General features: G+C 62.5%; 20 protein-coding genes and 1 other RNA gene. 10 read left to right on the top strand and 11 right to left on the bottom strand.

Annotated elements, in window-relative coordinates; all coding sequences use genetic code 11:
- Nucleotides 1–46 precede the first annotated feature (46 nt).
- Nucleotides 47–2,920 (bottom strand): aminomethyl-transferring glycine dehydrogenase, encoded by a 2,874-nt coding sequence (gcvP, locus tag ACM6HV_RS08965; RefSeq protein WP_414904008.1) that lies wholly within the window; start codon nt 2,918–2,920, stop codon nt 47–49.
- A gap of 153 nt (nt 2,921–3,073) precedes the next feature.
- Here gcvP and ACM6HV_RS08960 point away from each other — a divergent pair, with 153 nt between their 5' ends.
- The gene (locus ACM6HV_RS08960; RefSeq protein ID WP_414904007.1) at nt 3,074–4,213 is read left to right on the top strand and encodes a DegT/DnrJ/EryC1/StrS family aminotransferase; all 1,140 of its coding nucleotides are present in this window, start codon (nt 3,074–3,076) and stop codon (nt 4,211–4,213) included.
- A 104-nt stretch (nt 4,214–4,317) separates the two neighbouring features.
- Here the strand turns inward: ACM6HV_RS08960 and gcvH are convergent, their stop codons facing one another.
- From gcvH to ACM6HV_RS08920, 8 genes are all read right to left on the bottom strand, one after another.
- Nucleotides 4,318–4,701, bottom strand: a complete 384-nt coding sequence (gcvH, locus tag ACM6HV_RS08955) for a glycine cleavage system protein GcvH (RefSeq protein ID WP_414904006.1) — start codon at nt 4,699–4,701, stop codon at nt 4,318–4,320.
- Between the two features lie 48 nt (nt 4,702–4,749).
- Nucleotides 4,750–5,832 (bottom strand): glycine cleavage system aminomethyltransferase GcvT, encoded by a 1,083-nt coding sequence (gcvT, locus tag ACM6HV_RS08950; RefSeq protein WP_414904005.1) that lies wholly within the window; start codon nt 5,830–5,832, stop codon nt 4,750–4,752.
- A gap of 156 nt (nt 5,833–5,988) precedes the next feature.
- The gene (locus ACM6HV_RS08945; protein WP_414904004.1) at nt 5,989–7,605 is read right to left on the bottom strand and encodes an ABC transporter permease; all 1,617 of its coding nucleotides are present in this window, start codon (nt 7,603–7,605) and stop codon (nt 5,989–5,991) included.
- Nucleotides 7,606–7,804: 199 nt separating this feature from the next.
- Complete coding sequence (locus ACM6HV_RS08940) at nt 7,805–8,809, bottom strand: extracellular solute-binding protein (RefSeq protein WP_414904003.1); 1,005 nt, start codon at nt 8,807–8,809, stop codon at nt 7,805–7,807.
- Between the two features lie 215 nt (nt 8,810–9,024).
- Nucleotides 9,025–10,242 carry a 2-octaprenyl-3-methyl-6-methoxy-1,4-benzoquinol hydroxylase gene (locus ACM6HV_RS08935; protein ID WP_414904153.1) on the bottom strand — a complete coding sequence of 406 codons (1,218 nt, stop codon included), beginning with the start codon at nt 10,240–10,242 and terminating at the stop codon, nt 9,025–9,027.
- Nucleotides 10,243–10,351: 109 nt separating this feature from the next.
- The gene (gene ubiH, locus ACM6HV_RS08930; protein ID WP_086792356.1) at nt 10,352–11,539 is read right to left on the bottom strand and encodes a 2-octaprenyl-6-methoxyphenyl hydroxylase; all 1,188 of its coding nucleotides are present in this window, start codon (nt 11,537–11,539) and stop codon (nt 10,352–10,354) included.
- Entirely contained in the window at nt 11,536–12,870 is a 1,335-nt protein-coding gene (pepP, locus tag ACM6HV_RS08925; protein WP_414904002.1) for a Xaa-Pro aminopeptidase, read from the bottom strand. Before pepP ends, ubiH begins: the two co-directional genes overlap by 4 nt.
- 27 nt (nt 12,871–12,897) lie before the next feature.
- A complete protein-coding gene (locus ACM6HV_RS08920) occupies nt 12,898–13,458 on the bottom strand; it encodes a YecA family protein (protein WP_121182553.1) in 561 nt (186 codons plus the stop codon).
- 130 nt (nt 13,459–13,588) lie between these two features.
- On the opposite strand from ACM6HV_RS08920, the gene ACM6HV_RS08915 reads away from it, so the two are divergent.
- From ACM6HV_RS08915 to ACM6HV_RS08900, 4 genes are all read left to right on the top strand, one after another.
- Nucleotides 13,589–13,798 carry a TIGR02449 family protein gene (locus ACM6HV_RS08915; RefSeq protein WP_025112001.1) on the top strand — a complete coding sequence of 70 codons (210 nt, stop codon included), beginning with the start codon at nt 13,589–13,591 and terminating at the stop codon, nt 13,796–13,798.
- Nucleotides 13,795–14,112, top strand: a complete 318-nt coding sequence (locus ACM6HV_RS08910; RefSeq protein WP_008055229.1) for a cell division protein ZapA — start codon at nt 13,795–13,797, stop codon at nt 14,110–14,112. The genes ACM6HV_RS08915 and ACM6HV_RS08910 overlap by 4 nt, the downstream gene beginning before the upstream one ends.
- Nucleotides 14,113–14,142: 30 nt before the next feature.
- A non-coding RNA gene (gene ssrS / locus ACM6HV_RS08905) (6S RNA) lies at nt 14,143–14,321 on the top strand.
- A 79-nt stretch (nt 14,322–14,400) separates the two neighbouring features.
- The gene (locus ACM6HV_RS08900) at nt 14,401–15,006 is read left to right on the top strand and encodes a 5-formyltetrahydrofolate cyclo-ligase (RefSeq protein WP_414904001.1); all 606 of its coding nucleotides are present in this window, start codon (nt 14,401–14,403) and stop codon (nt 15,004–15,006) included.
- Nucleotides 15,007–15,041: 35 nt separating this feature from the next.
- On the opposite strand, the gene ACM6HV_RS08895 is transcribed toward ACM6HV_RS08900, so the two are convergent.
- The gene (locus ACM6HV_RS08895) at nt 15,042–15,197 is read right to left on the bottom strand and encodes a hypothetical protein (RefSeq protein ID WP_086792358.1); all 156 of its coding nucleotides are present in this window, start codon (nt 15,195–15,197) and stop codon (nt 15,042–15,044) included.
- Between the two features lie 197 nt (nt 15,198–15,394).
- Between ACM6HV_RS08895 and ACM6HV_RS08890 the strand changes: the two genes are divergently transcribed.
- The 4 genes from ACM6HV_RS08890 (at nt 15,395) to ACM6HV_RS08875 (ending at nt 20,774) form a co-directional block, all read left to right on the top strand.
- Entirely contained in the window at nt 15,395–15,844 is a 450-nt protein-coding gene (locus ACM6HV_RS08890; RefSeq protein ID WP_047297220.1) for an EVE domain-containing protein, read from the top strand.
- A 123-nt stretch (nt 15,845–15,967) separates the two neighbouring features.
- Complete coding sequence (locus ACM6HV_RS08885) at nt 15,968–16,933, top strand: HlyD family secretion protein (protein ID WP_041072069.1); 966 nt, start codon at nt 15,968–15,970, stop codon at nt 16,931–16,933.
- Entirely contained in the window at nt 16,930–19,656 is a 2,727-nt protein-coding gene (rbbA, locus tag ACM6HV_RS08880; protein WP_414904000.1) for a ribosome-associated ATPase/putative transporter RbbA, read from the top strand. Before ACM6HV_RS08885 ends, rbbA begins: the two co-directional genes overlap by 4 nt.
- The gene (locus tag ACM6HV_RS08875; RefSeq protein WP_414903999.1) at nt 19,656–20,774 is read left to right on the top strand and encodes an ABC transporter permease; all 1,119 of its coding nucleotides are present in this window, start codon (nt 19,656–19,658) and stop codon (nt 20,772–20,774) included. The genes rbbA and ACM6HV_RS08875 overlap by 1 nt, the downstream gene beginning before the upstream one ends.
- Before the next feature lie 16 nt (nt 20,775–20,790).
- On the opposite strand, the gene ACM6HV_RS08870 is transcribed toward ACM6HV_RS08875, so the two are convergent.
- The gene (locus ACM6HV_RS08870; RefSeq protein WP_027610485.1) at nt 20,791–21,198 is read right to left on the bottom strand and encodes a flagellar basal body-associated protein FliL; all 408 of its coding nucleotides are present in this window, start codon (nt 21,196–21,198) and stop codon (nt 20,791–20,793) included.
- 150 nt (nt 21,199–21,348) lie between these two features.
- On the opposite strand from ACM6HV_RS08870, the gene ACM6HV_RS08865 reads away from it, so the two are divergent.
- The gene (locus ACM6HV_RS08865) at nt 21,349–22,326 is read left to right on the top strand and encodes an NADPH:quinone oxidoreductase family protein (protein WP_145593664.1); all 978 of its coding nucleotides are present in this window, start codon (nt 21,349–21,351) and stop codon (nt 22,324–22,326) included.
- Nucleotides 22,327–22,385 lie beyond the last annotated feature (59 nt).

The raw sequence follows: 22,385 nt of genomic DNA, 5'->3' as shown, positions 1-22,385 counted from the left end.
GCGAGCAGGCTCGCTCCCACATTTGGACGGTTGTACAACCTGAAAATCAGCGGTATTCGTCCACCGGGACGCAGGCGCAAAACAGATTGCGATCGCCATAAACGTTATCCACCCGATTCACCGCCGGCCAATACTTGTGCGCCTTGGTGTGTGCATCCGGGGTGATGCCCTGCTCGATGCTGTAAGGCCGCTCCCAGACTCCGGTGACATCGGCCAACGTATGTGGAGCACGCTTGAGCGGGTTGTCTTCCGCCGGCCAGTTGCCGTTCTGCACTTCGGTGATTTCTGCGCGAATGCTCAGCATGGCGCCGATAAACCGGTCGAGTTCAGCCTTGGATTCGCTCTCGGTCGGTTCGACCATCAACGTCCCCGGCACCGGAAAAGACATGGTTGGCGCATGGAAACCGTAGTCCATCAGGCGCTTGGCGACGTCTTCTTCGCTGATCCCGGTCTGCGCCTTCAACGGCCGCAGATCGAGAATGCATTCATGGGCCACCCGCCCGTTGCGCCCGGTGTACAGCACCGGGAATGCGCCGGATAAATGCTGGGCCAGATAGTTCGCCGCGAGGATCGCCACTTCGCTGGCATCCGCCAATTGCGGCCCCATCATCGCGATGTACATCCAGCTGATCGGCAAAATACTCGCACTGCCCCACGGCGCCGCGCTGACCGCGCCGTTCTGCGGCAGCGGGCCGTCAATCGGCACGACCGGATGATTGGCGACGAACGGCGCCAGGTGCGCGCGAATGCCGATCGGCCCCATGCCCGGCCCGCCGCCGCCGTGGGGAATGCAGAACGTCTTGTGCAGGTTCATGTGCGACACATCGGCGCCGATGTCCGCCGGCCGCGCCAGCCCGACCTGCGCATTCAGATTGGCGCCGTCCATGTACACCTGCCCGCCGTGCTGGTGGATAACTTCGCAGATTTCGCTGATGCCTTCCTCGTACACGCCATGGGTCGACGGATAGGTCGCCATCAGGCACGACAACTTGTCCCCCGCCTCGGCCGCCCTGGTTTTCAGGTCGTCCAGATCGACGTTACCGGCCTCGTCGCATTCGACGATCACCACGCGCATCCCGGCCATCTGCGCCGAGGCCGGGTTGGTGCCGTGGGCCGAGGACGGGATCAGGCAGATATCCCGCGCGCCCTGATGCCGGCTCTCGTGATATTTGCGAATCGCCAGCAGCCCGGCGTACTCGCCCTGAGCCCCGGAGTTTGGCTGCATGCAGATCGCATCAAACCCGGTGATCGCGCACAGCCAGCGCTGCAGTTCTTCGATCATCAAGGTGTAACCGACTGCCTGCTCCCGAGGCGCAAACGGGTGCAGGTTCGCGAACTGCGGCCAGGTGATGGGGATCATTTCGCTGGTGGCGTTGAGCTTCATGGTGCAGGAGCCCAACGGGATCATCGACTGGTTGAGCGCCAGATCCTTGTTCTCCAGTTGCTTGAGGTAGCGCAGCATCTCGGTTTCGCTGTGATGCGCGTTGAACACCGGATGGCGCAAGTAAGGCGTCTTGCGCTGGAGGCTGTCGGGGATGCCTGAAACCAACGTTTCTGCATCGAGTTGCTCGACGTTCAAACCATGATCGGCGCCGAGCAGCACGTCGAACAGTTTGGCCACCGTGCTTTCATCGCACGTCTCGTCAAGACTCAACCCGACTCGACCACGGCCAAGAATCCGCAAGTTGATCTGCGCGGCCCTGGCGCTGTCGATGATCGCGCTCTGCGCGCCGCCGACCTCCAGCGTGAGGGTGTCGAAAAACTGCCCGTTAACCCGCGCAATACCATGGCGCTCAAGGCCCGCCGCCAGGATGCAGGTCAAGCGGTGCACGCGCTGGGCGATGCGTTTCAAGCCTTGCGGCCCGTGATACACCGCGTAGCAACTGGCGATGTTGGCCAGCAGCACCTGCGCGGTGCAGATGTTCGAATTGGCCTTCTCGCGGCGAATATGTTGCTCGCGGGTTTGCAGGGCCATGCGCAACGCGACATTGCCACGAGCGTCTTTCGACACGCCGATGATCCGCCCGGGAATCGCCCGTTTGTACGCCTCACGACTGGCGAAAAACGCCGCGTGCGGGCCACCGTAGCCCATCGGCACGCCAAAGCGCTGGGACGATCCGAACACCACGTCAGCGCCCAGTTCACCCGGTGGCGTCAGCAGCAACAGGCTCAGCAGATCCGTAGCGACGCAGGCCAGCGCCTGCTGCGCGTGCAGTTGATCGATGACCGGACGCAAATCACGAATCTCGCCGTGGGTGTCGGGATACTGCAGCAATGCGCCGAATACCTGATGCTGGCCGAGGTTATCCACAGCGTCGATGATCAGCTCAAAGCCGAAGCCTTCGGCGCGGGTCTGCACCACGGAAAGAGTCTGTGGATGACAGTTCTCATCGACGAAAAACAGATTGCTCTTCGACTTCGCCACACGTTTGGCCAGCGCCATGGCCTCCGCCGCAGCCGTTGCCTCGTCGAGCAACGAAGCATTGGCCAGCTCCAGTCCGGTGAGGTCGATGGTCAGTTGCTGAAAGTTCAGCAGCGCTTCGAGACGGCCCTGGGCAATCTCCGGTTGATACGGGGTATAGGCGGTGTACCAGCCGGGATTTTCCAGCACATTGCGCAAGATGACCGTGGGCGTCAGCGTGCCGTGGTAACCCATGCCGATCAGGCTGGTCCACACCTGGTTCTGCTCGGCATAACCGCGCAGCTTGGCCAGCGCCGCCTGCTCATCAAGGGCCGGCGGCAAATCCAGCGCCCGGTTCAACCGAATGCCCGGTGGCACCGTCTGCTCGATCAGTTCAACCCGGCTGCCGAGACCGAGGCTGTCGAGCATCGCCTGTTGCTCGGCAGCGTCGGGCCCCAAATGGCGGCGCAGGAAGGCTTCGGGGTCGCGTAACTGGCTCAAGGATGGCAACTGGGACATGACGGGCTCTCTCTTGGCTGCTCGGCGTCAATGCAACACGGTCAAACCAGCATAGCAGCCGATACCGACGCGCACGGCTTGGCGGCAGCGGGGGTTCCGGGGCATGCTGTAGCGCCTGCATCAGGCGTCCAACTTCCGGATGATCGAACCCTCATGAGCCAACTGCCGTTCCTGCCGTTTTCCAAACCTGTCATTGATGAAGCCACGATTGCCGCCGTCGGCGATGTACTGCGCTCTGGCTGGATCACCAGCGGGCCGAAGGTCCAGGCCTTTGAAGCGCAGTTGTCGGAATATTTCGGCGGACGCCCGGTGCGCACCTTCAACTCCGGCACCTGCACCATGGAAATCGCCCTGCGCATCGCCGGTATCGGCCCGGGTGACGAAGTGATCACCACGCCGATTTCCTGGGTCGCCACCGCCAACGTGATCCTCGAAGTCGGCGCCACCCCGGTGTTCGCCGATATCGACCCGGTGACCCGCAACATTGATCTGGACAAGCTCGAGGCAGCGATCACCCCACGCACCAAAGCGCTGATTCCGGTGTACCTCGCCGGCCTGCCGGTGGACATGGATCGGCTATATGCCATCGCACGCAAACACAATCTGCGGATTGTCGAAGACGCCGCGCAGGCGTTGGGTTCGAGCTGGAACGGCCAGCGCATCGGCGCCACTGGCGACTTCGTGTCGTTCAGTTTCCAGGCCAACAAGAACGTGACCTGTTCCGAGGGCGGCTGCCTGGTGCTGAACACCCCGGAAGAGGCGCGGCTGGCGGAGAAGTACCGCCTGCAGGGCGTGGCCCGCAACGGCTTTGATGGTCTGGACGTCGATGTGCTCGGTGGCAAGTTCAACATGACCGACATCGCCGCCACCATCGGCCTCGGCCAGTTCGCCCATATCGAGGCGCTGACCGCCCATCGTCAGGAACTGGCCCGGCACTATTTCAAATGTTTTGGCGATGACTTTGAAGCGACCTATGGCGCGCAACTGCCGCCCGCGGATTTCACTCACAGCAACTGGCACCTGTTTCAGTTGGTCCTGCCGGAGCGCAAGGACGGTTTGCCGGCGCGGGCCACGTTCATGGAGCAGATGCAAGCCAACGGCATCGGCATCGGCTATCACTACCCGCCGATTCATTTGCTGAGTCTGTACCGCGAGCGCGGTTTCAAGGAAGGCATGCTGCCGGTGGCCGAGCGCGTCGGGCGACTGATTGTATCGTTGCCGATGTTCAACACCATGACCAAGGAAGATGTCGAGCGGTCGGTGGCGGCGGTGAAAGCCGTATTGAAACCCTGAAGCGCTCTTAATGTAGGAGCTGCCGCAGGCTGCGATCTTTTGGTCTTGTCTTTAAAAACAAAGTCAAAAGATCGCAGCCTGCGGCAGCGCCTACAGGGCGAGGATTATTCGCCGATTGCAGCCTTGTAGCCGGCAGCGTCGAGCAGTTTGTCCAGCTCAGCCTTGTCGCTTGGCTTGAGCTTGAAAATCCAGGCGTTGTAAGGATCGTTGTTCAGCTCTTCCGGCGCGTCAGCCAGCGCTTCGTTGATTGCGGTCACTTCGCCGCTGATCGGCGAGTAGATGTCGGACGCCGCTTTCACGGACTCGACCACACCGGCCGCTTCACCGGCTGCAAACACCTTGCCCACTTCAGTCAACTCGACAAACACCACATCGCCCAGCGCTTGCTGCGCGTGATCGCTGATGCCCACGGTAACGGTGCCGTCGGCTTCCAGACGCGCCCACTCATGACTTTCGGCAAAACGCAGTTCAGCGGGGATATTGCTCATGCTCGGTGTCCTCAAGAAATTGTCAGCGGTCAGGCCCGCCGGAAAAGGTCAGATCAAGGTTTTGCCATGGCGCACGAAGGTCGGTTTGACCACTCGTACCGGATACCACTTGCCACGGATTTCCACTTCGGCGCGGTCGGCGGTAGCCATCGGTACACGCGCCAGGGCAATCGATTTGCTTAGCGTAGGAGAGAAACTACCACTGGTGATCTCTCCTTCGCCAACATCGGCGATACGAACCACTTGATGGGCGCGTAAAACACCGCGTTCCTCAAGCACCAGTCCCACCAGTTTGTGCGCAACGCCGGCGGCTTTTTCCGCTTCCAGCGCAGCACGCCCGATGAACTGCCGCGAGGTCGGTTCCCAGGCAATGCTCCAGGCCATATTGGATGCCAGCGGCGAGACATCTTGATGAATGTCCTGGCCGTAGAGGTTCATCCCGGCCTCGACCCGCAACGTATCGCGGGCGCCGAGGCCGATCGGCGAAATGCCGGCACCGACCAGATCGTTGAAAAATCCCGGCGCCTGCTCGGCCGGCAAGGCGATTTCCAGGCCATCCTCACCGGTGTAGCCGGTGCGCGCAATAAACCAGTCGCCATCGACGTGAGCTTCGAACGGTTTGAGATGTTTGATCAGTTCGGCGCGGGACTGGGTCACCAGTTCGGCAATTTTCTGCCGGGCCTGCGGGCCTTGAATGGCGAGCATCGCCAGATCCTGACGCTCATGCAATTGCACGTCGTAACCGGCAACCTGCGCCTGCATCCACGCCAGATCCTGGTCGCGGGTGGAGGCGTTGAATACCAGACGATAACGGTCTTCGAGGCGATAGACGATCATGTCGTCGACGATGCCGCCACGCTCGTTGAGCATCGTGCTGTAGAGCGCGCGGCCGGGGCGATGCAGGCGCTCGACGTCATTGGCCAGCAAATGCTGCAGCCAGCCCTTGGCCTGTGGGCCATCGACGTCGATAACGGTCATATGGGAAACATCGAACACCCCGCAATCGCGGCGCACCTCGTGGTGTTCCTCGACCTGCGAGCCGTAATGCAGTGGCATGTCCCAACCGCCAAAATCGACCATCTTCGCGCCGAGGGCGAGATGCAGGTCATACAGAGGCGTACGCTGTCCCATGGGTTTCTCCTTCCGGGCGTGGCGAAGGTGCGGACAGCCGCTGCACGGGGTGAAAGCCGCTAAATAGAAGGCTTTCAGCCGATTTCAGCGAACGGATCTGTCAGACGAACCGCACCGAATGCCGCGCATTGTAGCCGCATGATTCAGCTCTCACTACTAAGTGTTTCGGTGCGCCGAGCGGCGGATCAGGCCGATGACCGGCAACAGACCGACCAATACCAGGGTCAGCGCCGGCAGCGACGCCCGCGCCCACTCGCCCTCACTGGTCATTTCGAAGATCCGCACCGCCAGCGTGTCCCAGCCAAACGGGCGCATCAGCAGGGTCGCGGGCATTTCCTTGAGCACATCGACGAACACCAGCAATGCCGCACTCAGCGTGCCGGGCAGCAACAGCGGCAGATACACTTTGAAAAACAGTCGCGGCCCACTGACACCGAGGCTACGTGCCGCTTCGGGCAATGAAGGCCGTATACGCGCCAGACTGTTTTCCAGCGGCCCGTAGGCCACCGCGATGAAGCGCACCAGATAGGCCATCAGCAACGCCGCCAGACTGCCCAGCAGCAGCGGCTTGCCGGCGCCGCCGAGCCAGCCCGACAGCGGGATCACCAGTTCGCGGTCGAGGTAGCTGAAGGCGAGCATGATCGACACCGCCAGCACCGAGCCCGGCAGTGCATAACCAAGATTGGCCAGACTGACCCCGGAACGGATCGACCGGGTCGGCGCCAGTCGTCGGGCGAAGGCCAGCAGCAACGCGACGCTGACGGTGATCAATGCCGCCATGCCACCCAGATACAGGGTGTGCAGGATCAGCCCGGCGTAACGCTCATCGAGATCGAAGCGCCCGCGCTGCCAGAACCAGACAATCAGTTGCAGGACTGGAATCACGAATGCGCAAGCAAACACCAGAGCGCACCAGCCGGTCGCCGCGAACGCCTTGATCCCGCGAAGGTGATACAACGCCTTGACCCGTGGCCGCTCGTTGCTCGCCCGATTGGCGCCGCGCGCGCGCCGCTCGCCGTACAGCACCAGCATCACCACCAGCAGCAACAGACTGGCCAGTTGCGCCGCGCTGGGCAGGCTGAAGAAGCCGTACCAGGTCTTGTAGATGGCGGTGGTGAAGGTGTCGAAATTGAACACCGACACCGCGCCGAAATCCGCCAATGTCTCCATCAGCGCCAGCGCCACACCGGCACCGATCGCCGGACGTGCCATCGGCAGCGCCACCCGCCAGAACGCCTGCCAGGGCGATTGCCCGAGTACCCGCGCCGCTTCCATCAGGCCTTTGCCCTGCGCCAGAAACGCGGTGCGCGCCAACAGATAAACGTAGGGATAAAACACCAGCACCAGCACCACGATCACCCCGCCGGTAGAGCGCACGCGCGGCAGGCGCAGGCCGCTGCCGAACCATTCGCGCAACAGGGTTTGCACCGGGCCGGCGAAGTCCAGCAGACCGACGAAGACGAACGCCAGCACGTAGGCCGGAATGGCGAACGGCAGCATCAGCGCCCAGTCGAGCCAGCACCGCCCAGGGAATTCGCAGAGGCTGGTGAGCCACGCCAGGCTGACACCGAGCAGCGTCACGCCGACGCCAACGCCAAACACCAGCGTCAGGGTGTTGCCCAGCAGGCGCGGCATCTGGGTTTGCCACAGGTGCGACCAGATCTGCTGATCAATGGTCTGCCACGACAGCAGCAGGACACTCAGGGGCAACAGCACCAGCGCGGCAATGGCGAGGACGATGGGGTACCAGCGGCGTTGGGCGGGGTGGGCCAAGGGGGTTCTCTGGAAGTGGGCCAACGCCCATTCGACGTCGAGCACATGTTGTGGCGAGGGAGCTTGCTCCCGCTCGGCTGCGAAGCAGTCGCAGGAGGTTACCAGATCAATTCATGCCAGACACAAGGGCGCCATGGGGCCGCTTCGCGCCCCAGCGGGAGCAAGCTCCCTCGCCACAATGGTCTGGACAATTACAGACTCAGTTCCAGCCCGCGCGATCCATCATGCGGATCGCTTCAGCCTGTCGCTTGCCCGCCACTTCCACCGGCAAGGTGTCAGCGACGAACTTGCCCCACGCCGCCACTTCCTCCGAAGGTGCCACCGCCGGGTTGGCCGGGAACTCCTGGTTCACGTCGGCGAAGATTTTCTGCGCTTCAGGTGTGGTCATCCATTCGACCAGCGCCTTGGCTGCCTCCGGGTGCGGTGCATGTTGGGTCAGGCCGATACCGGACAGGTTGACATGCACGCCGCGATCGGCCTGATTCGGCCAGAACAGTTTCACTGGCAGGTCCGGTTTCTGTTTGTGCAGGCGACCGTAGTAGTAGGTGTTGACGATGCCGACGTCGCACTGCCCGGCGTTGATCGCTTCCAGCACCGCGACGTCGTCGGAGAACACATCGGTGGACAGGTTGTTGACCCAGCCCTTGAGGATCTTCTCGGTCTTCTCGGCGCCGTGCACTTCGATCATGGTCGCGGTCAGCGACTGGTTGTAGACCTTCTTCGCCGTGCGCAGGCACAGGCGTCCTTCCCAGTTCTTGTCGGCCAGCGCTTCGTAGGTGGTCAGTTCGCCCGGCTTAACGCGCTCGGTGGAGTAAGCGATGGTCCGCGCGCGCAGGCTCAGGCCGGTCCAGGCGTGGGACGAGGAGCGATATTGCGCAGGAATGTTGGCGTCGATGGTCTTCGAGGTGAACGGCTGCAGAATGCCCATCTGCTCGGCCTGCCAGAGGTTGCCGGCATCGACGGTCAGCAGCAGGTCGGCGGTGGCGTTTTCGCCTTCGGCCTTGATCCGCTGCATCAGCGGCGCTTCCTTGTCGGTGATGAACTTGATCTTCACCCCGGTTTTCGCGGTGTAGGCGTCGAACACCGGTTTGATCAGCTCATCGATACGCGAGGAATAGACCACCACCTCGTCGGCGGCCTGGGCGGTAGTGCTGCCGATCAGGGTCAGGGCCAGTGCGGTCAGAAGACGCTTGGATGCCAACATTGGGGTGATCTCTCGGTCGGAAAATGTGGGCCAAATGATAAGGACTCACATTTACCACCTCAATCGAACTCTTTTCCAAGGAGTTACCAGATGTTGCACAGGGCAACACACCCCCTGTAGGAGCTGCCGTGTGAAACGAGGCTGCGATCTTTTGATCTTAAAACAAGATCAAAAGATCGCAGCCTTCGGCAGCTCCTACAGGGAGCGTTATCGAGTCAGGGTTTGGCGAGCGCCGGAAGATCACCTGTGAGGCCTAGTGCTTCGCGAACAAAGAGAGCCTTGGCCTCCGGCATCTGCTCCACCAGCTTCAACCCGGCGTTACGCAACCAGCGTACCGGCAACGGGTCGGCCTGGAACAAGCGTTCGAAGCCCTCCATCGCCGCCATCAGCGCGAGGTTGTGCGGCATGCGCCGACGCTCGTAACGACTCAGCACTTTCACGTCCGCCAGGCGCTCGCCGCGTTCCGTAGCTTGCAGCAGCACTTCAGCCAGCACCGCCGCATCGAGGAAACCCAGGTTGACGCCCTGCCCGGCCAACGGGTGAATGGTGTGCGCCGCATCGCCAATCAGCGCCAGCCCTTCGGCGACATAGCGCTTGGCGTGACGTTGACGCAGCGGCACGCACAACCGTGGGTCAGCGCTGAGCACTTCGCCCAGGCAACCCTCGAACGCACGCTCCAGCTCTCGGCAGAACGCGGCTTCATCCAGCGCCATCAGGCGTTCGGCTTCACTCGGCGTGGTCGACCAGACGATCGAGCACCAGTCTTGCTGCCCGTCACGCTCCAGCGGCAGAAACGCCAGCGGCCCGTGATCGGTAAAACGCTGCCACGCGGTCATCCGGTGCGGCTTGCTGCTGCGCACACTGGTGACGATGGCGTGGTGCAGGTAATCCCACTCGCGGGTGGCAACGCCGGTCAGCCGGCGTACCGCCGAATTGGCGCCGTCCGCAGCAATCACCAGCGGCGCACGCAACTGGCGACCGTCGGCCAGGGTCAGCAGCCAGTCGTCACCGGAGCGACGCATCTGTTCCAGCCGTGCGTTGGCCAGCATGCCCAGATCGCAGTCGTGCAAACGATCGAGCAAGGCATCCTGCACCACGCGGTTTTCGACGATATGGCCGAGCACTTCGGCATGCACACTGCTCGCCGAGAAATGAATCTGCCCGGTGCCGCTGCCGTCCCACACGTGCATGTCGGTGTACGGGCTGCTGCGGCGCTTGGCGATGCCGTCCCAGACGCCAAGGCGTTCGAGTATCCGCTGGCTGGCCGCCGACAAGGCGCTCACTCGCGGTTCGAACGGCGCGGCGGCGTCGAACGGTTTGACGCTCAGCGGGCTGCCGTCGAGCAGCAACACTTCCAGGCCGCTGTCCTGCAACGCCAACGCGAGGGCGCTGCCGACCATTCCGGCTCCGACAATCAGCAGATCTGCGCGCATTTCCATGCTTTAAGCCTGTCTCGCTGGCGGCATGCGCCGCCCGTAAAGGGTTTTAGCCAGCGCGCCAGTTGGCGGCGCGCTGCTGAAAGTGAAAGTGCCGATTCGCCGCTCAAGCATCCGGCCGCGTCCCCAGACCCATGGCCTGACGAGCAAACCAGCGCTTGGCCGGTGGCAACAGATCGAGACCGAGCAGGCCGATGTTGCGCCCCAGCGAGACCAGCGGCTGAGTGCTGCCGAACAGCCGGGTAACCTGATCGGAGAAGCCCACGGTGAGCTCCTGATCCAGGCGCTGGCGCTCGCGATAGGCCTGCAACGTGGCGAAGTCGCCCAGCGGCTGGTCACTGGCGAGCAGTGCGGCGGCCAATGCATCGGCATCGCGCAAGGACAGGTTGAAACCCTGCCCGGCAATCGGGTGCAGGCTGTGTGCAGCGTTGCCGAGCACCGCCAGATGCGAGCGCACTTGCTCCTCGGCCTCGACCAAGGACAGCGGGTACAGATGCCGCGCACCGACCTGTTTCAAGGTGCCGAGGCGGTAGCCGAACACGCCCTGCAGTTCGCTGAGGAAATCGCGCTCGCTCAAGTCTGCCAAACGCTGCGCGTCCATGCCCAGGCGGGTCCAGACCAGCGCACAGCGGTTGTCCGGCAGCGGCAGCAAGGCCATCGGTCCTTCGTCGGTGAAACGCTCGAAGGCCATGCCGTTGTGCGCTTCGCTCGGGGTGATGTTGGCGATCAGCGCGCTCTGGTTGTACGGACGCTTGCGCACGTTGATGCCCAATTGTTCGCGCAAACCGGAACGGCCACCATCGGCGAGCACCGCCAGATCGCACTCGATGCTGGTTTCATCGTTGAGGGTCAGGCGATAACCGTCGGGCAGCGGCTCCATGCGCGTAACCTCCGCCGGGCAACGCCAACTGATCACGTCTTTATCCAGATGCTGCCACAGGCACTGGCCGAGCCAGGCATTCTCCACCACATAACCGAGCGCCGGCACGCCCTCTTCCATCGCCGACAGACGGGCGGTGGAGAAGCGACCCCGATCGGAGACGTGAATCTGTTTGATCGGCTCGGCGCGGCGGGAAATCTCCTGCCACACGCCCAGCCGCTGATAGATCTGCCGTGAACCGAAGGACAGCGCCGATGAACGGGCGTCGTAGCTCGGCTGCCAACTGTCGCCGGGGGCGAACGGTTCGATCAGGACGATTTTCCAGCCGCGCGCCTTGGCCCCGACCTGCAAGGCCAACGCCAGACTGGCGCCGACCAGACCGCCGCCGATGATTGCCAGATTAACTCGACTCATGCCGCGTGGGTCCGCGCTTGCGCCATCAGCGCTTCGATCTCGGCGACGGTTTTCGGTACGCCGCTGGTCAATATTTCACAACCGGTCTTGGTCACTACCACGTCATCCTCGATGCGCACGCCAATGCCGCGCCATTTCTTTGCCACGTGCTGGTTGTCCGGGGCGATGTAGATGCCCGGCTCCACGGTCAGCGCCATGCCGACCTCCAGCACCCGCCATTCGCCGCCGACCTTGTATTCGCCGACGTCGTGTACATCCATGCCCAGCCAGTGCCCGGCACGGTGCATGTAAAACGCTTTGTAAGCTTCGGTCGCGATCAATTCGTCGACCTCTCCTTGCAGCAGTCCAAGTTTCACCAGCCCCGTGGTAATCACCCGAACCGTGGCTTCGTGCGCCTGATTCCAGTTTTTATTCGGGGCGATTTCAGCGAATGCGGCTTCCTGCGAGGCCAGCACCAACTCGTAAATCGCTTTTTGCTCTGGCGAGAACTTGCCGTTGACCGGCCAGGTACGAGTGATGTCGCTGGCGTAGCAGTCGATTTCGCAACCGGCGTCGATCAATACCAGATCGCCGTCCTTGAGCAGCGCGTCATTCTGCTGGTAATGCAGGATGCAGCTGTTGCGTCCGGCGGCGACAATCGAGCCGTAAGCCGGCATCTTCGCCCCGCCCTTGCGGAATTCGTAATCGAGTTCGGCTTCAAGGCTGTACTCGTACAAACCCGGCCGACTGGCCTGCATCGCGCGGATGTGGGCCTGAGCGGAGATCCGTGCGGCTTCGCGCATCACCTTCACTTCTGCCGCCGATTTATACAGGCGCATGTCGTGCAGCAGGTGATCCAGGGCAACGAATTCGTTCGGCGGCTGGGCGCCGAGGTGCGCCTTGGAGCGGATCACGTTGATCCAGTCCATCAGGTGCCGATCGAACTCCGGGTTGCTGCCCATCGCCGAATACACCCGATCGCGGCCTTCGATCAGGCCCGGCAGGATGTCGTCGATGTCGGTAATCGGGAACGCGTCGTCGGCGCCGTAATCACGGATCGCGCCTTCCTGCCCGGCGCGCAGACCGTCCCATAACTCGCGTTCGGCGTTGCGTTCACGGCAGAACAGCACGTACTCGCCATGCTCGCGGCCGGGCATCAGGACGATGACCGCCTGCGGTTCGGGGAATCCACTGAGGTACTGAAAGTCGCTGTCCTGACGATAGACATGCTCGACGTCGCGGTTGCGGATCGCCACCGCGGCGGCGGGCAGGATCGCGATGCTGTTGGGTTCCATCTGCGCCATCAGGGCCTTGCGGCGACGGCTGTATTCCGCTTTGGGGATATGGGTCATGGGCAGATGGCTTTCCCTGGCACGCGATTAATGCAGCGACGGCTTGGCGGCTGGCGGTACGTCGGCTTTCCTGGTTTCCGAGAACAGCAGCAGCGGCGCGACGCGCAGGTATTCCATGACTTCCATGTAATCGTTTTCGCCGTCGTCGGACTCTTCCAGGGCGTCTTGCACCTGGGAAATCGCGGCCAGATCCTGCAGCACTTCGGTGGCTTCGGTACTGAGCATGCTGCTGTCGCGGCAGTTCAGGCCGAATCCGCTGAGGAAGCCCTGGCACCATTGGCCCAGTGCAGCGGCGCGGTCGGCCAGCGGCGCATCATCGGTCGGCAGCAGCAGAACGACGGTCACGTCGCTGCCAGTCAACTCACCCTTGACCATTTCTTGCAGGCCGATCAGGGCGTTGCGGACGTTGTCCTGGATATCGCCTTCGAGCAGTTCGGCGGCGTCGATCAACCAGCCTTCGTTATCGAAGCCGGCGCCGGCGCAGCTGCGGCCGAGCAGCAGGCCATGCAGTTCGGCAGGCGAGACGTTGTGGCCGCTGGCAGTCAGCAGGGTGGCAAAGGCTTGGTACGGGGAATTCGCAATGGTCATGGGCAGCTAGGCGCCAGACGGCGCTATGTCTAGAATGAAGGCCTTGTATCCTACATCGACAGACTCGCCAAGACTATTAAAGGCTGTCCGCCAGCTATCCCATCAGACAGACTCCGACTCAGTGGACACAATGGAAGACACCGACCTGCAAGCGCTGATGGCCAGACTCGAACTGCTGATTAGTCGAGTGGAGCAACTTAAGAGTCAAAACGCACTCTTACTAGCTCAGGAAAAGACCTGGCGCGAGGAACGCGCTCACCTCATTGAAAAAAACGAAATCGCCCGGCGTAAGGTCGAATCGATGATTTCGCGCCTCAAGGCCCTGGAGCAAGACTCATGAGTTCAAGCAATAGCGTTACCGTGCAGATCCTCGATAAAGAATATTCGATCATCTGCCCCCAGGAAGAACGCAGCAATCTGGTCAGCGCCGCCCGCTACCTGGACGGCAAGATGCGCGAGATCCGCAGCAGCGGCAAAGTCATCGGCGCCGACCGTATCGCCGTGATGGCCGCGCTGAACATCACCCACGACCTCTTGCACAAAGAAGAGCGCCCGGACATCCAGGCCAGCGGCTCGACCCGTGAACAGGTACGCGACTTGCTCGATCGTGTCGATCTGGTGCTGGCGACCGATCCGGACGTCACCAAGGGCTGATTCGCCGGGCCGCTTGAGGTATACTCGCGGCACTCCCTGGGGTGCTTGCCAGTTGACGATGTCCCTGAGCCGATTTGCACTACCCTGGAGGTTGCACGTTGGGCTGGTGTGCATGTCCGCCAGACGGAAAGCCTTAAAGTCTACTGCTTCCTCCACCTTGAACTTTCGGGTTCAAGGGCTAAGTTGACAGCGGTTCATCCGGGGAGCCTGATTCGAATCCGATGCCGGTTTTGCCGGCATCGGATTTTTTATGCGTGCGTTTCCGCCCTCACCTGCCGAAGCCGAACCATGACCGAACCCGCGCTGCTGCCCCGCCCGCAACTCCGCCGCCTTCTGCGCAAGGCGCGCCGCGCATTGACCCCGAGCGAACAACGCCAGGCCGCCAAAGGCCTGTTCCGCCAACTGGCGCAAGACCCGCACTTTCGCCGGGCCAGACACATTTCCCTGTACCTGCCCACCGACGGTGAAATCGACCCGCGCTTGCTGCTGCGTGAAGCCCAGCGGCGCGGCAAGGCCACCTACCTGCCAGTGCTCAGTGCCTGGCCGCGAACCAAAATGGTGTTCCAGCGGATTCGCCCGGGCGACAGGCTCAAGCCCAATCGCTTCCGCATTCTCGAGCCACGAGCCAATCTGGCTCAGCAACGCAGGATCTGGACCCTGGATCTGGTGCTGTTGCCACTGGTGGGATTTGACGATGTCGGCGGACGGCTGGGGATGGGCGGCGGATTCTACGACCGCAGTCTGGCCTACCTGGCCCGGCGCAAAAACTGGCGCAAGCCGACGTTGCTTGGGTTGGCCCACGAATGTCAGAAGGTCGAACGCCTGGCGCAGGCCAGCTGGGATGTACCGTTGCAGGGCACGGTCACCGATAAGGCGTGGTATTTCGCAGGGTAGACGCCGCGCAGGTCAACGGCGTCGGAAAGGCTGTTTCAGCGCTTGAACGCGGTCGACTGTTGGACCTGTTGCGCGACTTCAATCGGCGCATCGGTCTTGCTCGTCCACAGACTTTGCGCATAACCGGTGGTTACGACGCCGAGGCCGAACAAAATAACCAAAGTCCATAGCAAATCCGGTTTGCGTTTCATCGATTGCCCCCCTCAAGGCACATCATCACGATGACAGCAGCGGTTTCCGTTCGTAGGCCGTGCAGCAGCGTCAAGCTTTAAAGGCCGGCATTTTGCGACAACGTGAACCCGGGCGCAAATGCTGACGTCAACCGACCGTCGGTTTGTCATAAAATTGCCCGACAACCTGTCCAATCACCGCTTGAGGAGCAAAAGACATGGCCTATTGGCTGATGAAATCCGAGCCGGACGAACTCTCGATCAAAGGCCTGGAGACACTCGGAAAAGCGCGCTGGGACGGGGTTCGCAACTATCAGGCGCGCAATTTCCTGCGGGCGATGGCGGTCGGGGATGAGTTCTTTTTCTACCACTCCAGTTGCCCGGAGCCGGGGATTGCCGGGATCGGCAGGATTATTCAGGCAGCGTACCCGGATCCCACCGCACTGGACCCCGAAAGCCATTACTTCGACCCGAAAGCCACGCCCGAGAAAAACGCCTGGAGTGCAATCGATGTTGCACACGTCGAGACCTTTGCCCGGGTGCTGAAACTGGATTATCTGAAGCAGCAGACCGCATTGGCCGAGATGCCGCTGGTGCAAAAAGGCAGCCGTCTTTCGGTCATGCCGGTGACCGCCGAACAGTGGGCCGTCGTGCTCGGTTTGCGCTGAGAACTCTCCGGTCACGGTTTTTTACCCGAAAAAAGGGCTAGGCTTGGCGCTCATTTGACTGACATCAAGCGAGTGGAACGCTTGAACAGTCAGACTGGACGCCACAGCCGCAGGATGCCCCCCATGTCGACGCACAGCCGTTCTTCACTTTTATATGCCGGTTCGCTCCTGGTGTTACTCGCCGCCGCGGGTGGCCTCGGTTACTGGATGTCGATCAGCAGCCGGCTGGTCGAGGGGCTGTCGATGGGCAACGGGCGCCTGGAAGCCACCGAAGTGCAGATCGCCAGCAAGACGCCCGGGCGCCTGGCCGAGGTGCTGGTGGATGAAGGCGACAAGGTCAGCAAAGGACAACTGCTGGCGCGCATGGACACCCGCACCCTCGAAGCCCAGCGCAACCAGGCCGAAGCCGAAGTCCTGCGCGCCCGGGAAAATCTCAACGCCGCCCAGGCCAATGTGCAGTTGCGTCAGAGTGAGCTGCTGCTGGCCCAGCAAGAGCTCGGCCGCTCGCAATCACTGTTCAAGCACGGTTACGTCAGCGCGCAGATCATCGATCAACTGCAGTCGCGCATTGGCACCGGCAACGCTGCGGTGACCGCAGCCCGCGCCCAGGTATCTGCCGTCAGCGCAACAATCGGCGCAGCGCAGGCGCAGGTGGCGCAGCTGACCAGCGAAATCGACGACAGCCTTCTGCGCGCGCCGATTGATGGCGTGATCCAGCTGCGCATGGCCGAACCCGGCGAAGTGCTGGGTGCCGGCGGCCGGGTCTTGTTGCTGATCGATCCCAACGACCAATACATGAACCTCTATCTGTCAGCTGCGGTGGCCGGGCGCCTGGCCGTGGGCGACGAGGCGCGCGTGTTGCTTGATGCCTTGCCCGATAAACCGCTGCCGGCAAAAATCAGTTTCGTCGCGGCCAAATCGCAATTCACCCCCAAAGAAGTCGAGACCCGCGACGAGCGACAAAAACTGGTGTTCCGCGTCAAGTTGCGCCTGACCCAGCCCAGCGCCGTGCCACAGGCCAAGCCCGGCATGCCCGGCGCCGGCTATGTGCGGATCGCACCCGTCGAATGGCCGGCCAATCTGCAATGAGCAGCCTTGCGGTTCAAGCGAACGGTATCGCCCACCGCTACGGCAAACAGCAAGCGCTGAACGAGATCGCCTTCAGCCTGCCCGCCGGAACCCGCTGCGGGTTGATCGGCCCCGATGGCGCGGGCAAGTCCAGCCTGTTGGGGTTGATCGCCGGCGTGAAAACCCTGCAACAAGGGCAACTGCAAGTGCTCGGAGGCGCGATCCAGGATCGCCGGCATCGCGACACACTCTATGCACGCATCGCCTTCATGCCTCAGGGCCTGGGCGGCAACCTGTACCCCGAACTGTCGATCCGCGAGAACATCCAGTTCTTCTCGACGCTGTTCGGCCTGTCCAGGGCTGAAAGCGAGCAACGCATGCACAGCCTGTTGCTCGCGACCGACTTGCTGAAATTTGCCGAGCGCCCCGCCGGCAAGTTGTCCGGCGGCATGAAGCAGAAACTCGGGCTGTGCTGCGCGCTGATCCATGAGCCCGACCTGTTGATCCTCGATGAGCCGACTACTGGCGTCGACCCGCTCTCGCGCCGGCGTTTCTGGGAGCTGGTCGACGATGTGCGCAGCCAGCGCCCGCAACTGACGCTGCTGGTCGCCACCGCGTATATGGAAGAAGCCGAGCAATTCGAGCATTGCCTGATGCTCGACGCCGGCCAGTTGATCGCCACCGGCCTGAGCCGCGAGCTGGCGGCCGTCACCCCCAGCGGCAAACTCGATGACGCCTTTACCCATTTCCAGGGTGACAGCCAGCACGACGCTCAACCGCTGGTGATTCCACCGCGCACCGGCAACAGCAACGACATCGCCATCCAAGCCCACGATCTGACGCTGCGCTTCGGCGATTTCACCGCCGTGGATCACGTCAGCTTTGCCATTGGCCGCGGCGAGATTTTCGGTTTTCTTGGCTCCAACGGCTGCGGCAAGACCACTACCATGAAAGTCCTGACCGGGCTGATGCCGGCCAGTGAAGGCAGTGCGACGCTGCTCGGCAACCCGGTGAACGCCAAGGATCTGGCCACGCGCAAGCGGGTCGGGTTCATGTCGCAGAGCTTTTCGCTGTATGGCGAACTCAGTGTGCGACAGAACCTCGAACTGCACGCGCGGCTGTTCGACCTGCCCAAAACCGAGAGCGCACAGCGCATCGAGGCACTGATTCAACGCTTCAATCTGCTCGCGGTCGCCGACCAGCCATCCGGGGCGTTGCCATTGGGGCTGCGCCAGCGTCTGTCGCTGGCGGTGGCAGTGCTGCACCGCCCGGAAGTGCTGATCCTCGACGAGCCGACCTCCGGCGTCGATCCGGCAGCCCGCGATGACTTCTGGCGACTGTTGATCGAGTTGTCCCGCGAACAAGGCGTGACGATCTTCCTCTCCACGCATTTCATGAACGAAGCCCAGCGCTGCGACCGCATCTCACTGATGCACGCCGGCAAGGTTCTCGCGTGCGATACCCCGGCGGCACTGCAACGCCAGTTCGCTGGAGAGACGCTGGAAGCGGCCTTCGTCACCTGCCTGGAACAGGCTCAGGGGGCTCAGCCACCAGCGCCTGCGGCCGAACCGCAAATGGCGCCGCCGAGCGCAGCGACAACACCGCTGCCCCGCCACGGTTTCAGCCTCGGTCGCCTGTTGGCCGTGGCCCGTCGCGAAGGCAAGGAGCTGTTGCGCGACAAAGTGCGCATGGCGTTCGCCTTGGCCGGGGCGATTTTCATGATGGTGATCTTCGGTTACGGGATTTCCCTGGACGTGGAAAACCTCGCGTTTGCCGTGTACGACCAGGATCAGACGCCGCAGAGCCGGGCTTATCTTGAGGCGTTTCGCGGCTCCCGCTACTTCGACGAGCAGCCGGCCATTCATGACCCACAGGAGCTGCACCGGCGCCTGCAACGCTCGGAAATCAAACTGGCACTGGAAATCCCGCCCGGATTCGGCCGCGATCTGTACGCCGGGCGCCAACCCGCTGTGGCGGCGTGGCTGGATGGCGGTATGCCGTTTCGCGCTGAAACCAGCCGCAACTATGTTGAAGCCGTGCACCTGGCCAATCTGCAACAACTGGCCGAGCAAAGCAGCCCCGCGCTGGCCCACCCGGCGGCGGCCAGTCTGGAAACCCGCTTTCGCTACAACCAGGACGTAGTCAGCGTCAACGCCATCGGCCCCGGGGTCATGGCGCTGATCCTCGCCTTCATTCCGGCGATGCTCACGGCGCTCGGCATCGTGCGCGAAAAGGAGTTGGGCTCGATCACCAATTTCTACGCCACACCCCTGACCCGTCTGGAGTTTCTGCTGGGTAAACAGGCGCCGTATCTGCTGGTCAGTCTGGTCAACCTCGCAGTGCTGGTGGCGATGAATCGCTGGCTGTTCGGCGTGCCGTTCAAGGGCAGCCTGCTGACTCTGGCATTCGGCGGCCTGCTGTACGTGCTGGCGACCACCAGCATGGGCCTGCTGATTTCGGCGTTCACGCGCACACAAATCGCCGCGATCCTCGGCACCATGATCATCACCAGCTTGCCGACCATCCAGTTCTCCGGGTTGATCGTGCCGCGCTCGTCGCTGGAGGGTGCGGCCGCGGTGATGGGCATGCTGTTTCCAGCGGGGCACTTCCTCGACATCGCGGTGGGCACGTTCACCAAAGCGCTGGACTTGCGTCAGCTGTGGCCGCAGTGCCTGGCGCTGTTCGGGTTCTTTGTCGGGTTCACCGGGCTGAGCCTGATCATGCTGAAAAAGCAGGAGGCCTGATGCACAAGTTCGCGCACATCCTGCGCCTGGGACTCAAGGAACTGACCAGCCTGCGGCATGACAGCGTGTTGCTGCTGTTTTTGTTCTACGCCTTCACCGTGGCGATCTACATGCCCGCTGCGGGTTCAGTGATTGGCGTACATAACGCCAGCGTGGCCATCGTCGACGAAGACCACAGCACCCTCTCGCGCCAGTTGGCCCAAGCCCTGCAGCCGCCGGAGTTCCAGACGCCGGTGCTGTTGCCTTACCCTCAGCTGGACCAGGTGATGGACAGCGGTCAATACACCTTCGTCATCAACATCCCGGCGGGCTTTCAAACCGATCTGCTGGCGGCGCGGCAGCCGGCGATTCAGGTCAATGTCGACGCCACGGCCATGAGCCAGGCATTCATGGGCGCTGGCTACATTGGCCGGATCTTTCAACGCGAGTTACTCGACTATGCAGGTCAGGGTGAAGCAGCGACCAAGGCGCCGGTGTTACTGACTACTCGCGCCCTGTTCAACACCAATCTGGAGGGTGGCTGGTTTCTGGCGGTGATTCAGATCGTCAACAACATCACTATTCTGGCGATCATCCTCACCGGCACGGCGCTGCTGCGCGAACGCGAACACGGCACGCTCGACCACTTGCTGGTGCTGCCGCTGACGGCGCTGGAAATCATGCTGGCGAAAATCTGGAGCAACCTGCTGGTGGTGGTGCTGTGCACCTGGTTGTCGCTGGAAGTGGTGGTCAAAGGCCTGCTGGGCGTGCCATTGGCCGGCTCGATGAGCCTGTTTTTACTGGTGACAGCGGTTTATCTGTTTGCCAGCACCGCGCTGGGCATCTTTCTGGCGACGCTCGCGCGTTCGACGCCGCAGTTCGGCCTGCTGGCGATTCCAGTGATCATCCCGATGTTGCTGCTGTCCGGCGGCAGCACGCCACTGGACAGCATGCCGCAATGGTTGCAGTGGGTGATGCAGGGCTCGCCGTCCACGCACTTTGTCAGCCTCAGCGCCGCGATTCTGTTTCGCGACGCCGGGCTGAGCGTGGTCTGGTCGGACTTGCTGGCGCTGACGGCCATCGGCCTGCTGTTCTTCCTCATCGCGCTGGCACGCTTTCGCAAGAGCCTGGCGTCCTGAACAGCGGCCAGCGTGGTTACTGAATGATCAGGTTGTTGAACAGCAGATCTTCAACCACCGGCTTGCCGGTCTCGTCATTCATCACTTGCTGGGTCTGCTTCAGGGCTTCCTGACGCAGCTTTTCCTTGCCTTCGATGCTGCCCATCGCCTCGGTGGTCTGCTGAGTGAACAGCGCCACCAGTTGATTGCGGATCAGCGGCTCGTTGGCCTTGACCAGTTTGGTCGCCTCTTCACCGGTCACACGCAGCGCCACGTCGGCCTTGTAGACCTTCAGCTTCGGCGTGCCGTCCAGCCCGTAATTGCCCACGAACGGCGGGCTCAGGGTGATGTAGTTGACTTTCGGCGCCTCGCCTTCTTTGGCTTCTTCGGCCAGCGCTGCCACAGGCAGAGACAGGGCCAGCAACAACATGATCCACGCTTTCACAATTCGCTCCTTATCCGGTTTGCGGCCTAGCATAACGACCCGCCGCGCAAGCACAAGCTTATGGCTGACTATCAGGGCCGGGCATGCTCGTTGACCCGTTGACTGACATACCTACACTTATCGGCCATCACTCCCAAAGGAATAGCCCTGATGAAAGCCGTGCTGTGCAAAGCCTTCGGCCCTGCCGAATCGCTGGTGCTGGAAGACGTCGCCAGTCCTGTCGCGAAGAAGAACGAAATCCTGCTGGAGGTGCACGCCGCCGGGGTCAACTTCCCGGACACGCTGATCATCGAGGGCAAGTATCAGTTCAAGCCGCCCTTCCCGTTTTCCCCCGGGGGCGAAGCGGCCGGCGTGGTCAGCGCCGTCGGTGAAAAGGTCAGCCATCTGAACGTCGGCGACCGGGTCATGGCCCTGACCGGCTGGGGCAGCTTCGCCGAACAGGTCGCGGTGCCGGGCTACAACGTGCTGCCGATCCCGCCGTCGATGGATTTCAACACCGCCGCCGCGTTCAGCATGACCTACGGCACCTCGATGCACGCCCTCAAGCAACGGGCGAACCTGCAACCGGGCGAGACCTTGCTGGTACTCGGCGCTTCCGGTGGCGTCGGCCTGGCGGCAGTGGAGATCGGCAAAGCCATGGGCGCCCGGGTCATTGCCGCCGCCAGCAGCGCGGAAAAACTCGCCGTGGCCAAGGCCGCCGGTGCCGATGAACTGATCAACTACAGCGAAACCAGCCTCAAGGACGAAATCAAACGCCTCACCGACGGCCAGGGCGCCGACGTGATCTACGACCCGGTCGGCGGCGACCTGTTTGACCAGGCCATTCGCGCCATCGCCTGGAACGGCCGCCTGCTGGTGGTCGGCTTCGCCAGCGGGCGCATCCCCGAACTGCCGGTCAACCTCGCGCTGCTCAAAGGTGCAGCCGTGCTCGGCGTGTTCTGGGGCTCCTTCGCCCAGCGCCAGCCACAGGACAACGCAGCGAACTTCCAGCAACTGTTCGGCTGGTTCGCCGAAGGCAAGCTGAAACCGCTGGTGTCGCAGGTGTACCCGCTGAGCAACGCGGCGCAGGCGATCAACGATCTGGGGCAGCGCAAGGCGGTGGGCAAGGTGGTGGTGCAGGTGCGCTGAGTTTTTCCCGGCCGGCGCCCCTTGGTGCCGGCCCGGATTGCGCCAGGCAGCAACACAGC

Source organism: Pseudomonas sp. IT-P260 (assembly GCF_949768395.1).
In the GTDB taxonomy this organism is placed as follows: domain Bacteria; phylum Pseudomonadota; class Gammaproteobacteria; order Pseudomonadales; family Pseudomonadaceae; genus Aquipseudomonas; species Aquipseudomonas parakoreensis.
This window is presented reverse-complemented; position numbering and strand designations above follow the sequence as displayed.

Excerpts from the sequence above, each read along its gene's own strand:
- gcvP (WP_414904008.1), bottom strand. The coding sequence starts at position 2,920 with ATGTCCCAGTTGCCATCCTTGAGCCAGTTACGCGACCCCGAAGCCTTC.
- ACM6HV_RS08960 (WP_414904007.1), top strand. The coding sequence starts at position 3,074 with ATGAGCCAACTGCCGTTCCTGCCGTTTTCCAAACCTGTCATTGATGAA.
- gcvH (WP_414904006.1), bottom strand. The coding sequence starts at position 4,701 with ATGAGCAATATCCCCGCTGAACTGCGTTTTGCCGAAAGTCATGAGTGG.
- gcvT (WP_414904005.1), bottom strand. The coding sequence starts at position 5,832 with ATGGGACAGCGTACGCCTCTGTATGACCTGCATCTCGCCCTCGGCGCG.
- ACM6HV_RS08940 (WP_414904003.1), bottom strand. The coding sequence starts at position 8,809 with ATGTTGGCATCCAAGCGTCTTCTGACCGCACTGGCCCTGACCCTGATC.
- ACM6HV_RS08935 (WP_414904153.1), bottom strand. The coding sequence starts at position 10,242 with ATGCGCGCAGATCTGCTGATTGTCGGAGCCGGAATGGTCGGCAGCGCC.
- ubiH (WP_086792356.1), bottom strand. The coding sequence starts at position 11,539 with ATGAGTCGAGTTAATCTGGCAATCATCGGCGGCGGTCTGGTCGGCGCC.
- pepP (WP_414904002.1), bottom strand. The coding sequence starts at position 12,870 with ATGACCCATATCCCCAAAGCGGAATACAGCCGTCGCCGCAAGGCCCTG.
- ACM6HV_RS08920 (WP_121182553.1), bottom strand. The coding sequence starts at position 13,458 with ATGACCATTGCGAATTCCCCGTACCAAGCCTTTGCCACCCTGCTGACT.
- ACM6HV_RS08915 (WP_025112001.1), top strand. The coding sequence starts at position 13,589 with ATGGAAGACACCGACCTGCAAGCGCTGATGGCCAGACTCGAACTGCTG.
- ACM6HV_RS08910 (WP_008055229.1), top strand. The coding sequence starts at position 13,795 with ATGAGTTCAAGCAATAGCGTTACCGTGCAGATCCTCGATAAAGAATAT.
- ACM6HV_RS08900 (WP_414904001.1), top strand. The coding sequence starts at position 14,401 with ATGACCGAACCCGCGCTGCTGCCCCGCCCGCAACTCCGCCGCCTTCTG.
- ACM6HV_RS08895 (WP_086792358.1), bottom strand. The coding sequence starts at position 15,197 with ATGAAACGCAAACCGGATTTGCTATGGACTTTGGTTATTTTGTTCGGC.
- ACM6HV_RS08890 (WP_047297220.1), top strand. The coding sequence starts at position 15,395 with ATGGCCTATTGGCTGATGAAATCCGAGCCGGACGAACTCTCGATCAAA.
- ACM6HV_RS08885 (WP_041072069.1), top strand. The coding sequence starts at position 15,968 with ATGTCGACGCACAGCCGTTCTTCACTTTTATATGCCGGTTCGCTCCTG.
- rbbA (WP_414904000.1), top strand. The coding sequence starts at position 16,930 with ATGAGCAGCCTTGCGGTTCAAGCGAACGGTATCGCCCACCGCTACGGC.
- ACM6HV_RS08875 (WP_414903999.1), top strand. The coding sequence starts at position 19,656 with ATGCACAAGTTCGCGCACATCCTGCGCCTGGGACTCAAGGAACTGACC.
- ACM6HV_RS08865 (WP_145593664.1), top strand. The coding sequence starts at position 21,349 with ATGAAAGCCGTGCTGTGCAAAGCCTTCGGCCCTGCCGAATCGCTGGTG.